We start from the raw sequence: 12,111 nt of genomic DNA, 5'->3' as shown, positions 1-12,111 counted from the left end.
GACACGAGCGGGAGACGGGGATGACCAGCGAGCACCGCCCCACGTCCTCCCGCATCACGGAACTCCTCCTCCCGACGCCCCCTGCCACGGCAGGAACCCCCACCACCACCGACCCGGCGACACCCGAAACCCCCGGCCCCTCCGCTCCCACCGGCCCGCCGGCCCCCGGGACCTCCGCCCCCGGCCCGCCGGCCTCCGGAACCGCCACCACCGGCCGCTCGCACGACTCCGTGACCTCGACTCCCACCGGCCCGCCGGCCTCCGGAACCACCACCGGTCACCACCCGGCACCCGGCACCTCCGCCCCCGCCCGCCCGGTGACGGCCGGCGCCGCCGGCCTGCCCGCCGTCGAGACGACGGCCCGGCTCCGCGCGATCCGCCCCACGGACCCCACGCCACCGACGGGCCCGGCGCGCCCGGCGCAGGGCCCGTCCGCCCCGGCGCACCCGTCATCCGCACCGCCGCAGGCGGCACCGCCCCGGCCGTCGTCGCCGCCCGCCCCGTCCGGGCCGCTCGCCCCGCCCCCTCGGACGTCCGCGTTCCCCGCCCCGGCGCGCCCGGCGGCCGTACCGGCCCAGCCGTCGGCCGCCCGCCCCGCGCCGCCGCGGGCGACACCGCCCTCGCCGGCCCCGGTGCTTCCGGTGGCACCGCCGGTGGTCCGGCCCGCGGCCGCGCCCGCCGCCTTCGCACCGCCTTCGCCGCCGTCGTCGTACGGCCGCGTCCCCGGTCACCCCACGAGCCACGTCCTGCCGCCCGAGGCGCCCGTCGAGACCACCACGCGGCTGCGGCCCGTCCGGGACCGGGGGAGCGCCGGGCGGACGGCCGCGGTCGCCGCCTGCGCCGTGCTCGGGTTCGGGCTCATCGGCGGCGCCCTCGCCGGGGTGTGGCTGGCGGCCTCCGAGCCCGGGAAGCGCGCCGAGCCCGCCGGGTACGCCGAGGCCCGGGAGCTCTGGCACAACGCCCCCGTCGACACCCTCTTCCCCCGCACCCTCGACGGCCCCCACACCGGCCCCGGCGCGGCCGGACGCACCTGGACCCGGATCGTCGTCGCCCCGGACGCCCCCTGCTCGTCCGCCGTCCTCGCCGAGCGCCTGCTCGCCGCCGTCGAGCCGCTCGGCTGCGAGCGCGTCCTGCGCGCCACGTACACCGACGCCACCGCCAGCAGCGTGATCACCGTCGGCCTCGTCTTCACCCGCGCCGACGCCACCGCGCAGCGCGCCCTCGGCCGGGGCCTCACCGCCCGCCTCGGCCAGGACGTCCCCCCGGCCCTCCCCGGCCCCGCCACCGTCGCCGCCCGCTTCGGCGACCGGCAGCGCGCGAGCTGGTGGACCAGCGCCCCCGCCGACCTCCCCGTCGTCGTCACCGCCGTCTCCGGCTTCGCCGACGGCCGCACCGTCGACGCCCCCCAGCCCGCCGACCGGGCCACGGCCGAGGGCCGCACCGACGCCGTCGCCCAGTCCGGCCTCGGCCACGAGGCCAAGGGCATCACCGAACGCCTCGAACGCCTGCTGCGCACGACCGCCACCGCCGCGGCGAAGGAGGAGAACCGGTGACCCGCCCCGTCCGCCGGCACGCGCGCGGCGGCGCGGCCCTCCTGCTCGCCACCGCCTTCTCCGTCCTGCCCGCCACCACCGCGCCCGCGCACGCCGACACCATCCGGGCCCGGCAGTGGGGCCTCGAAGCCCTCCACACCGCCGAGGCCTGGCGCACCACCAAGGGCGCGGGCGTCACCGTCGCCGTCCTCGACACCGGTGTCGACGCCGAGCACCCCGACCTCGAAGGCTCCGTCCTGCCCGGCCACGACCTCATCGGCTTCGGCGCCGAACGGGGCGACCGCGCCTGGGCCCGGCACGGCACCGCCATGGCCGGGATCATCGCCGGGCACGGCCACGGCCCCGACGGCGAGGACGGCGTCCTCGGCATCGCGCCCGAGGCCGAGATCCTGCCCGTACGGGTCATCCTGGAGTCCCGCGACAAGGCCCGCGACAAGGCCCGCAAGAGCCGCGGCACCGCCCTCGCCCAGGGGATCCGCTGGGCCGCCGACCACGGCGCCGACGTCATCAACCTCTCCCTCGGCGACGACTCCAAGTCCGCCCACCCCGACGCGGGCGAGGACGCCGCCGTCCAGTACGCCCTCTCCAAGGGGGTCGCCGTCGTCGCCTCCGCCGGCAACGGCGGCGAGAAGGGCGACCACATCTCGTACCCCGCCGCCTACCCCGGCGTCATCGCCGTGACCGCCGTCGACCGCTACGGCACCCGCGCCTCCTTCTCCACCCGCCGCTGGTACGCCACCGTCAGCGCCCCCGGCGTCGACATCGTCATCGCCGACCCCGACCGCCGCTACTACGAGGGCTGGGGCACCAGCGCAGCCGCCGCGTTCGTCTCCGGGGCCGTCGCCCTCGTCCGGGCCGCCCACCCCGACCTCACCCCGGCCCAGCTCAAGACCCTCCTCGTCGACACCGCGCGCAGCCGCCCCGAGGGCGGCCGCAGCGACGCCAAGGGGTACGGGACGGTCGACCCGGCCGCGGCCATCGAGGCGGGCGCCCGGTCGAAGGGCGGCGACCCGAAGGACACCGCCGCCGGCTACCGGGGGCGCTACTTCGGTCCCGGCCCCACCGCCCCCGCCGAGGAGCCCCGCTCCTTCGGCCTGCTCGCCCCGCTCCTCGGCGGCCTCGGCGCCCTGCTGCTCCTCACCGCCGTGGTGCTCCGGCGCGCCCACCGCTCCGGCCGGCACCCGGCGGACCTGGCGCACCGGCCCGGCGGCTAGGCTCGGGGCGTGGCGCTCAAGAACATTCCGGACCCCGGTTTCTCCGACGACGACGGCACCGCCGACCCGCGGCTCGCCGCGGCCCTCGCGGCCTGGGCGGAGGACAGAACCGCCCACGGCCCCGTCCTCGCGGCGCTGCGGGAGGCCCGGCTGCTCGTCCCCGTGGTCGCCGTCCTCGGCGAGGTCGAGACCGACGAGAACGGTCTGCGCCGCGAGAAGACCAGCGACATGGCCGTCCCCACCCTCACCGCCGGCGACCGGCGGGCCCTGCCCGCCTTCACCTCGACCGCCTCGCTCGCCCTCTGGGACCCGCAGGCCCGGCCCGTGGCCGTCCCGCTGCACCAGGCGCTCCAGGCCCTCGCGCACGAGAAGGCGGACACGCTCGTCCTCGACCTCGCGGGACCCGTGCCGTACCAGGTCACCGGCCCGGCCCTGCTCGCCCTCGCCGAGGGCCGCGCCGACGTCGATCCGCTCGCCGACCCCGCCGTGCGGGAGGCGGTCCGCGCGGCCGTCGCCGCCGAGCCCGCCGTGCTCCGCGCCCACCTGGGTCCCGGCGCCGCCGACGGCACCCTCGCCCTGGTCCTCGCCGGGGACGCCTCCCCGGCGGAGACCGCCCAGCGCGTGGCGCGCGCCCTGGCCGCCGACGCAACACTGAGGGCCCGCCTGGTGCGGGGCCTCGACCTGGCACTCCTGCCGGCCTCGGCCACGCCTCCGGGCGAGCCCTTCTACGTACGGAACGTGCAGACGTACGGAACGTAAAGACGTACGGAACGCGCGGACGTACGCGTTCCTAGCCGTACACCGGCCCCGTGTACTTCTCGCCCGGTCCCTGGCCCGGCTCGTCCGGGATCAGGGACGCCTCGCGGAAGGCGAGCTGGAGGGACTTCAGGCCGTCCCGCAGGGGCGCGGCGTGGAAGGAGGAGACCTCCGTCGCGCCGGCGTCGAGGAGACCCGCGAGCGCGTGCACCAGCTTGCGGGCCTCGTCGAGGTCCTTGTGCTTGTCGCCCTCCTCGGTGAGCCCGAGCTTCACCGCGGCGGCGCTCATCAGGTTGACGGCGACGGTCACGATCACCTCGACCGCCGGAACCTCGGCGATGTCACGGGTCATGGCTTCGAAGTCGGGGGTGTCGGAGGAGTCGGGGGACTCGTTCTGGGGCGTCTCGCTCATGCCCCACACGATATGCCGGTCCCCGGTTAGCGGAGACCGCCGGGTCCTGCTAACCTTGTGTAACGACCGGCTGGACACGTGTGTGCCCGGCCCACAAGTGGAGGCTCCGTACTCCCACCCGACCACCCTCACGGGCGGCGGGTCACCGGTCAGGTGGCGCCCATCGTTCCGTACGGACGATGGAGCCGCCCGATGCGCGCCCCGCGGTTGACCGCGGCGGTGTTCCGGTATTCCCCTGGAGCCCCGCCTGTGTCCCGTCCGGGGCATTTTTCATGTACCGGCTCGGTTGGTCTCATAAACAGACGTTGCGCGTCCGTCCGCCAGGCGGTCGTGTGGTGCTACCGAGGAGGATCCATCAGCGCCGAGCCCCGCATCAACGACAGGATTCGCGTTCCCGAGGTGCGACTTGTCGGACCCAGCGGCGAGCAGGTCGGGATTGTTCCGCTTGCCAAGGCCCTGGAGCTCGCACAGGAGTACGACCTCGACCTGGTCGAGGTGGCGGCGAACGCCCGTCCTCCCGTGTGCAAGCTCATGGACTACGGGAAGTTCAAGTACGAGTCGGCCATGAAGGCCCGTGAGGCGCGCAAGAACCAGGCGCACACGGTCATCAAGGAGATGAAGCTCCGGCCGAAGATCGACCCGCACGACTACGACACCAAGAAGGGTCACGTCGTCCGGTTCCTCAAGCAGGGCGACAAGGTCAAGATCACGATCATGTTCCGTGGTCGTGAGCAGTCCCGCCCCGAGCTCGGCTTCCGGCTGCTGCAGCGGCTGGCGTCGGACGTCGAGGAGCTTGGCTTCATCGAGTCCAACCCGAAGCAGGACGGCCGGAACATGATCATGGTTCTCGGCCCGCACAAGAAGAAGACCGAGGCCATGGCCGAGGCGCGTGAGGCCCAGGCCGCACGCAAGGCCGAGCGCCAGGGCGTCACCGCCGAGGAGACGTCCGAGGCCCCGGCGCCCGAGGCCGAGGCCCCGGCCACCGAGGCTCCGGCCGAGACCCCCGAGGCGTGATCCGAGGGGCTGCCACCCAGGCAGCCCCGGGCTCCGCCCGGACCCACCGAACGAAGAACTGACGCTCCCGGATGTCCGGTGCCCGCACCGGGGGGAGCGCCACTGACGAGGAGATACGGCGCGATGCCGAAGAACAAGACGCACTCCGGTGCCAAGAAGCGCTTCAAGGTCACCGGCTCCGGCAAGATCCTGCGCGAGCGCGCCGGCAAGCGCCACCTGCTCGAGCACAAGTCGTCCAAGCTGACGCGTCGCCTCACCGGCAACGCGGAGATGGCCCCGGGCGACGCGGCCAAGATCAAGAAGATGCTGGGCATCTGATCTGATCACCCGCCCTCGGCGACGAGGGCCACCGGCCAGGTCCGGGACCCATTCGTTTTTCGGGTCGTGTGAGTCCAACCACGACCCCGCTACAAGGAGTTAACAAGTGGCACGCGTCAAGCGGGCAGTCAACGCCCACAAGAAGCGCCGGGCGATCCTCGAGCAGGCCTCCGGCTACCGCGGTCAGCGTTCGCGCCTGTACCGCAAGGCCAAGGAGCAGGTCACCCACTCGCTGGTCTACAACTACAACGACCGCAAGAAGCGCAAGGGCGACTTCCGTCAGTTGTGGATCCAGCGCATCAACGCCGCTGCCCGCCTGAACGGCATGACGTACAACCGCCTCATCCAGGGTCTGAAGGCCGCCAACATCGAGGTGGACCGCAAGATCCTCGCCGAGCTGGCCGTCAACGACGCCAACGCGTTCGCCGCCCTCGTCGAGGTCGCGCAGAAGGCCCTCCCGGCCGACGTCAACGCGCCGAAGGCCGCCGCCTGATCTTCCAGGCCGCAGTCCCTCCGCCCGGACCCGCAGACGCTCACGCGCCTGCGGGTCCGGGTGCGTCCGCCCCCTGGACCACCCGGCCCGCGCCGCGTCCCGTGCCGTACCGGAGCGCGACCGCACCCGGCTTCCGCAGCCCCCGGCCCCGAAGAGAGAACCGCCGCACGCCATGGTCACCCCCGAGCTGATCTCCCCGCGTTCCCCGCGCGTCGTCGCCGCCCGACGGCTCGCCAAGCGCAACTTCCGGGGCAAGGACCGCCTCTTCATCGCCGAGGGTCCCCAGGCCGTCCGCGAGGCCGTCGAGCACCGGGGGCCCGGCGGGGAGCCCACCCTCGTCGAGCTGTTCACCACCGTCGAGGCCGCCGAGCGCTACGCCGCCATCATCGAGGCGGCCCACGCCGCCGGGGCCCGCGTCCACCACGCCTCCGACGCCGTCCTCGCCGAGGTCTCCCAGACCGTCACCCCGCAGGGGCTCGTCGGCGTCTGCCGGTTCCTCGACTCGCCGTTCGAGGAGATCGTCGCGGCCCGCCCCAAGCTGGTCGCCGTCCTCGCCCACGTGCGCGACCCCGGGAACGCCGGCACCGTGCTGCGCTGCGCCGACGCGGCCGGCGCCGACGCCGTCGTCCTCACCGACGCCTCCGTCGACCTCTACAACCCCAAGTCCGTGCGCGCCTCGGTCGGTTCGCTCTTCCACCTGCCGGTGGCCGTCGGCGTCCCCGTCGAGCAGGCCGTCGCCGGGCTCAAGGCCGCGGGCGTACGGATCCTCGCCGCCGACGGGGCCGGTCGGGACGACCTCGACGACGAGCTGGACGCCGGGACCATGGGCGGGCCCACCGCCTGGATCTTCGGCAACGAGGCCTGGGGGCTGCCCGAGGAGACCCGGGCCCTCGCCGACGCCGTCGTCCGCGTCCCGATCCACGGCAAGGCCGAGAGCCTCAACCTCGCCACCGCCGCCGCGGTCTGCCTGTACGCCTCCGCGCGCGCCCAGCGCCCCCGCACCTCCGCCTGAGGCACCCCGGAAGGGACCATTCCGCCCCGCCCGCCCAGTAGAGTGACGCACTCGGGGGCCCACTGCGCTACACGGAGGGGTGGGGGACGGGGATGACGGTCGGCACGGACAGTCCCGCGGAGGCACGGAGCGACGGTCCGCACGCCCCGGAACGGGCCGAGCCCGCGGACGCCACGGCCCCCGCGGACTTCGCCGGGATCTCGCCCGACGACCTGCCCGACGGGCTCGTCGTCGCCGACGGGACGGGCCGCGTCGTCTGCTTCAACGCCGCCGCCGCCCGCATCACCGCCGTCCCCGCCGACCGGGCCCTCGGCCTCCCCCTCGACCGGGCGCTGCCCCTGGAGGACCTCAAGGGCCGCCGCTGGTGGCCGCTGACCGACCCGTACGGCGGACTCGCCACCCGCAGCGGACAGCCCGAGCGCAACCTGCTCCTCCCCGGAGGACGCGAGGTCCTCGTCTCCGCCCGCTACGTCCGGGAGCACCCCACCGGCCCCGTCCGCCGGGTCGTCGTCTCCCTGCGCGGCACCGAGGCGCGCCGCCGCACCGAGCGCAGCCACGCCGAGCTCATCGCCACCGTCGCCCACGAGCTCCGCTCCCCGCTCACCTCCGTCAAGGGCTTCACCGCCACCCTCCTCCACAAGTGGGAGCGGTTCACCGACGAGCAGAAGCGGCTGATGCTGGAGACCGTCGACGCCGACGCCGGCCGCATCAAGCGGCTCATCGCCGAACTCCTCGACATCTCCCGGATCGACTCCGGCCGCCTGGAGGTCCGCCGCCAGCCCGTCGACATCGCGGCGGCCGTCGGCCGGCACGTCCACGCCCACACCGCCGGCGGCCAGTCCCCGGACCGCTTCTTCGTACGGATCCGGCCGCAGTTGCCCCCGCTCTGGGCCGACCCCGACAAGATCGACCAGATCCTCGGGAACCTCCTCGAAAACGCGGTGCGCCACGGCGAGGGAACCGTCACCATCGAGGTGGCACCCACCACGGCGGGCGACGACGGAGAAGAGGGGACGGAGGTCACCGTGAGCGACGAGGGCCCCGGCATCCCCGAGGAGTCCGTGAGCCGCGTCTTCACCCGCTTCTGGCGGGGCAGCAAGCGCGGCGGCACCGGTCTCGGCCTCTACATCGTCAAGGGCGTCGTCGAGGCCCACGGCGGAACCATCACCGTCGGACGGGGCCCCCGCGGCGGGGCCGAGTTCCGATTTATCCTGCCCGTCGGCACGCCGGCCCACCTCCTCTGACGTCCCGCTCCGCGAGACCGCGGACGACCAGGAGCCGCCCGGCCCGCCCACGGGCTCATTCGCGTCCCCCCACCCCGTTAGACTCGACCTTTGGCACGTTTGCGCCCTTGACGTCGAGCGGGGCCGCCCAGCCAAGCCAACGGAAGCACGGGAAGAGATGTCCGCACCCAATAAGTCGTACGACCCGGTTGAGGTCGAGGCACTGAAACCGGAAGAGATCGAGCGCATGCGGGACGAGGCGCTCGCCGCCTTCGCCGCCGCGGGCGACCTCGACGCGCTCGCACACGCGAAGACCGCGCACACCGGTGGCACCTCGCCGCTGGCGCTCGCCAACCGGGAGATCGGCGCCCTGCCCCCGCAGGCCAAGGCCGCCGCCGGAAAGCTCGTGGGCCAGGCCCGCGGCGCCGTCTCCAAGGCGCTCGCCGCCCGCCAGAGCGAGCTGGAGGCCGAGCGCGACGCCCGCGTCCTCGTGGAGGAGGCCGTCGACGTCACCCTGCCGTACGACCGCGTCCCGGCCGGCGCCCGCCACCCGCTCACCACCCTCATGGAGCGCGTCTCCGACGTCTTCGTCTCCATGGGGTACGAGATCGCGGAGGGCCCCGAGGTCGAGGCGGAGTGGTTCAACTTCGACGCCCTCAACTTCGTCCCGGACCACCCGGCGCGCCAGATGCAGGACACCTTCTTCGTCGAGGGAACGTCCGTCGGGGGAACGGTCACCACGGGCGACGAGTCCGGTGTCGTGCTGCGCACCCACACCTCCCCGGTGCAGGCCCGCACGCTCATCGACCGGGAGCCCCCGGTCTACGTCGTGTGCCCCGGCCGCGTCTACCGCACCGACGAGCTCGACGCCACGCACACCCCGGTCTTCCACCAGATCGAGCTGCTCGCCGTCGACGAGGGCCTCACCATGGCCGACCTCAAGGGCACCCTCGACCACATGGTCCAGGCGCTCTTCGGCCCGGACATGAAGACCCGGCTGCGCCCGAACTTCTTCCCGTTCACCGAGCCGTCCGCCGAGATGGACATGCTCTGCTACGTCTGCCGCGGCGAGTCCGTCGGCAACCCGGACCGCCCCTGCCGCACCTGCGGCAGCGAGGGCTGGATCGAGCTCGGCGGCTGCGGCATGGTCAATCCGAAGGTGCTCGTCGCCTGCGGCGTGGACCCCGAGAAGTACAGCGGATTCGCCTTCGGGTTCGGCATCGAGCGGATGCTGATGTTCCGCCACAACGTCGAAGACATGCGAGACATGGTCGAGGGTGACGTCCGGTTCACCCGGCCGTTCGGGATGGAGATCTGATGCGGGTCCCGCTTTCTTGGCTGCGGGAGTACGTCGACCTGCCGGCGACGGAGACCGGCCGAGACGTCCAGGCCAAACTCGTTTCGGCAGGCCTGGAGGTCGAGACCGTCGAGCGGCTCGGCGCCGGCCTGTCCGGCCCGCTGGTGGTCGGCAGGGTCCTCACCATCGAGGAGCTGACGGAGTTCAAGAAGCCCATCCGCTTCTGCACCGTCGACGTCGGGCAGGCCAACGGCACCGGCCAGCCCCAGGAGATCATCTGCGGCGCCCGGAACTTCGCCGAGGGCGACAAGGTCGTCGTGGCCCTGCCCGGCGCCGTGCTCCCCGGCGACTTCCGGATCGCCGAGCGCAAGACGTACGGCCGCGTCTCCCGGGGCATGATCTGCTCCGGCGACGAACTCGGCATGGGCGACGACGGCTCGCACGGCATCATCGTGCTGCCGCCGGAGCACGAGGTCGGCACCGACGCCACGGTCCTCCTGGAGCTGTTCGACGAGGTCCTCGACATCGCCGTCACCCCGGACCGCGGCTACTGCCTCTCGATGCGCGGCGTCGCCCGCGAGACGGCCACCGCCTACGGCCTGCCGCTGCGCGACCCGGCGCTGCTCGACGTGCCCGCGCCGAACTCGTACGGCTACCCGGTCCAGATCACCGACCCGATCGGCTGCGACCGCTTCACCGCGCGCACCGTCGTCGGCCTGGCGCCCGAGGCCCGCTCCCCGATCTGGCTCCAGCGCCGCCTCCAGAAGGCCGGCATGCGCCCGATCTCGCTGGCCGTCGACGTCACCAACTACGTGATGCTGGAACTCGGCCAGCCGCTCCACGCCTACGACCGCACCCGGCTCGACGGCCCCATCGGGGTCCGCCGCGCCGAGGCCGGCGAGAAGATCACCACCCTCGACGGCACCGTGCGCGTCCTGGACGCCGCGGACCTGGTCATCACCGACAACCGCGGCCCGATCGGCATCGCGGGCGTCATGGGCGGCGCCCACACGGAGATCGCCGACCCGGTCACCGACCCGGAGACCGGCGTCGTCACCGGCACCTCCGAGGTCGTCGTCGAGGCCGCGCACTTCGACCCGATCTCGATCGCCCGCACGGCCCGCCGCCACAAGCTGGCCTCCGAGGCGTCCAAGCGCTTCGAGCGCGGCGTCGACCCGCAGGCCGCCGCCGCTGCCGCGCAGCGCACCGTCGACCTGCTCGTACTGCTCGCGGGCGGCACGGCCGAGGCCGGCGTCACCGAGGTCGTGGCCCCGTCCGCGCCCCGGACGATCGTCGTCCCGGCGGACCACCCGGACAAGGTCGCGGGCGTCGCCTACGGCCGCGAGACCGTCGTCCGCCGCCTCCAGGAGGTCGGCTGCGACGTCTACGGCCAGGACGAGCTGATCGTCACCGTCCCCTCGTGGCGGCCCGACCTCAACGAGCCGAACGACCTGGCCGAAGAGGTCATCCGCCTGGAGGGCTACGAGAACCTGCCCTCCACGCTGCCCAAGCCCCCGGCCGGCCGCGGGCTCACCGAGCGCCAGCGCGTCCACCGCCGGGTGGGCCGCGCCCTGGCCGGCGCCGGCTACGTCGAGGCGCTGAACTACCCGTTCATCGGCGAGCAGGCCCTCGACAACCTCGGCCTCGACGCGGACGACGCCTCCCGCCGTCTGGTGAAGCTGGTCAACCCGCTCTCCGACGAGGAGCCCGCGCTCCGCACGACGCTGCTCCCGGGCCTGCTCGGGGCGCTGCGCCGCAACGACAGCCGGGGCGGCCACGACCTGGCCCTCTTCGAGACCGGCCTGGTCTTCCGGGCCGGCGAGCGGCCGGGCGTCGCCGTGCGCCTCGGCGTCGACCGGCGTCCCACGGACGAGGAGATCGCCGAGGTCAACGCGGCCCTGCCCGCGCAGCCCCGGCACGCCGCCGTCGTCCTCGCCGGCGCGCGCGAGCAGGCCGGCTGGTGGGGCAGGGGCCGCCCGTCCGACTGGGCGGACGCGGTCGAGGCCGCCCGCACGGTCGCCCGCGAGGCCGGCGCCGAGCTGATCGTGCGCCAGGGCCAGTACGGTCCGTGGCACCCGGGCCGCTGCGCCGAGCTGCTCGTCGTCGTCGACGGCGAGGAGCGCACGGCGGGCCACGCGGGCGAGCTGCACCCGCGCGTGGTGAAGTCCTTCGGCCTGCCGGCCCGGACCAGCGCCATGGAGCTCGACCTCGACCTGGTCGAGGCGGCGTCCGAGGGTCCCCTCAAGGCCCCCCGGATCTCCTCCTTCCCGGTCGCCACCCAGGACGTCGCCCTGGTCGTCGCCGCCGGCGTCCCGGCCGCCGCGGTCGAGGCCGCCCTGCGCGAGGGCGCGGGTGAACTCCTGGAGTCCATCCGGCTGTTCGACGTCTACACCGGCGACCAGCTCGGCGAGGGCACCAAGTCCCTCGCCTACGCCCTGAAGTTCCGCGCCCCGGACCGCACCCTGACGGTCGACGAGGCCACGGCGGCCCGCGACGCGGCCGTCGCCCTGGCGTCCGAGCGCACCGGCGCCGTCCTGCGCGGCGCCTGACCTCGCGGCGGTACCCAGGAGGGCCGTCCCGGAGACCTTCTCCGGGGCGGCCCTCCGTCGCTTGCGGAACCGTGGACCTCTGCTATGTAAGAGCAGAGTTCCATCCTTGAGCTACGCACCTCTGTACGGGAACGGCGCGCCCGTGCCGATGGCGCACCCCTGGCGCGGGGCGGCGCGCCGAGGGCGCTCACTCCTTCGGGTGAGATCGCCGGAGGGCGTTCCGCGAGGGTGCGCGCGGTCGGGAGAATCGACGCGGTCGCAGGGGCGGAC

At 74.3% G+C, this 12,111-nt stretch carries 11 protein-coding genes; 10 read left to right on the top strand and 1 reads right to left on the bottom strand.

What is annotated here, in order from left to right; translation table 11 throughout:
• The first annotated feature begins 20 nt into the window (after positions 1-20).
• The 3 genes from ACFYNX_RS22910 to ACFYNX_RS22900 are packed head-to-tail and all read left to right on the top strand — an operon-like array spanning position 21 to position 3,526.
• Positions 21-1,553: a hypothetical protein gene (locus ACFYNX_RS22910; RefSeq protein WP_388663673.1), complete on the top strand. Its 1,533-nt coding sequence runs from the start codon at positions 21-23 to the stop codon at positions 1,551-1,553.
• Positions 1,550-2,767, top strand: coding sequence for a type VII secretion-associated serine protease mycosin (mycP, locus tag ACFYNX_RS22905; RefSeq protein ID WP_388663671.1), 1,218 nt, complete (start codon positions 1,550-1,552; stop codon positions 2,765-2,767). Before ACFYNX_RS22910 ends, mycP begins: the two co-directional genes overlap by 4 nt.
• A gap of 9 nt (positions 2,768-2,776) precedes the next feature.
• A complete protein-coding gene (locus tag ACFYNX_RS22900) occupies positions 2,777-3,526 on the top strand; it encodes an SseB family protein (protein ID WP_388663669.1) in 750 nt (249 codons plus the stop codon).
• Between the two features lie 31 nt (positions 3,527-3,557).
• Here the strand turns inward: ACFYNX_RS22900 and ACFYNX_RS22895 are convergent, their stop codons facing one another.
• The gene (locus ACFYNX_RS22895; RefSeq protein WP_030214668.1) at positions 3,558-3,935 is read right to left on the bottom strand and encodes a DUF1844 domain-containing protein; all 378 of its coding nucleotides are present in this window, start codon (positions 3,933-3,935) and stop codon (positions 3,558-3,560) included.
• A 330-nt stretch (positions 3,936-4,265) separates the two neighbouring features.
• Between ACFYNX_RS22895 and infC the strand changes: the two genes are divergently transcribed.
• From infC to pheT, 7 genes are all read left to right on the top strand, one after another.
• Positions 4,266-4,949 carry a translation initiation factor IF-3 gene (gene infC, locus ACFYNX_RS22890; RefSeq protein ID WP_365539967.1) on the top strand — a complete coding sequence of 228 codons (684 nt, stop codon included), beginning with the start codon at positions 4,266-4,268 and terminating at the stop codon, positions 4,947-4,949.
• Between the two features lie 123 nt (positions 4,950-5,072).
• Positions 5,073-5,267 (top strand): 50S ribosomal protein L35, encoded by a 195-nt coding sequence (gene rpmI, locus ACFYNX_RS22885; protein ID WP_015032399.1) that lies wholly within the window; start codon positions 5,073-5,075, stop codon positions 5,265-5,267.
• Positions 5,268-5,373: 106 nt separating this feature from the next.
• Positions 5,374-5,760 carry a 50S ribosomal protein L20 gene (gene rplT, locus ACFYNX_RS22880; RefSeq protein WP_019884941.1) on the top strand — a complete coding sequence of 129 codons (387 nt, stop codon included), beginning with the start codon at positions 5,374-5,376 and terminating at the stop codon, positions 5,758-5,760.
• A 172-nt stretch (positions 5,761-5,932) separates the two neighbouring features.
• Positions 5,933-6,772, top strand: a complete 840-nt coding sequence (locus ACFYNX_RS22875) for a TrmH family RNA methyltransferase (RefSeq protein WP_388663667.1) — start codon at positions 5,933-5,935, stop codon at positions 6,770-6,772.
• Positions 6,773-6,864: 92 nt separating this feature from the next.
• Positions 6,865-8,016, top strand: coding sequence for an ATP-binding protein (locus ACFYNX_RS22870; RefSeq protein WP_365539965.1), 1,152 nt, complete (start codon positions 6,865-6,867; stop codon positions 8,014-8,016).
• A gap of 157 nt (positions 8,017-8,173) precedes the next feature.
• Positions 8,174-9,313, top strand: coding sequence for a phenylalanine--tRNA ligase subunit alpha (gene pheS, locus ACFYNX_RS22865; protein WP_388663664.1), 1,140 nt, complete (start codon positions 8,174-8,176; stop codon positions 9,311-9,313).
• On the top strand, positions 9,313-11,841 hold the full coding sequence (gene pheT, locus ACFYNX_RS22860; protein WP_388663662.1) for a phenylalanine--tRNA ligase subunit beta: 2,529 nt from the start codon (positions 9,313-9,315) through the stop codon (positions 11,839-11,841). Before pheS ends, pheT begins: the two co-directional genes overlap by 1 nt.
• The last annotated feature ends 270 nt before the right edge of the window (positions 11,842-12,111 follow it).

This window comes from Streptomyces sp. NPDC007872 (genome assembly GCF_042868165.1).
Classification (GTDB): Bacteria; Actinomycetota; Actinomycetes; order Streptomycetales; family Streptomycetaceae; genus Streptomyces.
This window is presented reverse-complemented; position numbering and strand designations above follow the sequence as displayed.

Bases quoted from the DNA above. Each gene is read 5' to 3' on its own strand.
- pheT (WP_388663662.1), top strand. From the start codon at position 9,313: ATGCGGGTCCCGCTTTCTTGGCTGCGGGAGTACGTCGACCTGCCGGCG.
- rpmI (WP_015032399.1), top strand. From the start codon at position 5,073: ATGCCGAAGAACAAGACGCACTCCGGTGCCAAGAAGCGCTTCAAGGTC.
- pheS (WP_388663664.1), top strand. From the start codon at position 8,174: ATGTCCGCACCCAATAAGTCGTACGACCCGGTTGAGGTCGAGGCACTG.
- ACFYNX_RS22910 (WP_388663673.1), top strand. From the start codon at position 21: ATGACCAGCGAGCACCGCCCCACGTCCTCCCGCATCACGGAACTCCTC.
- ACFYNX_RS22875 (WP_388663667.1), top strand. From the start codon at position 5,933: ATGGTCACCCCCGAGCTGATCTCCCCGCGTTCCCCGCGCGTCGTCGCC.
- ACFYNX_RS22895 (WP_030214668.1), bottom strand. From the start codon at position 3,935: ATGAGCGAGACGCCCCAGAACGAGTCCCCCGACTCCTCCGACACCCCC.
- ACFYNX_RS22870 (WP_365539965.1), top strand. From the start codon at position 6,865: ATGACGGTCGGCACGGACAGTCCCGCGGAGGCACGGAGCGACGGTCCG.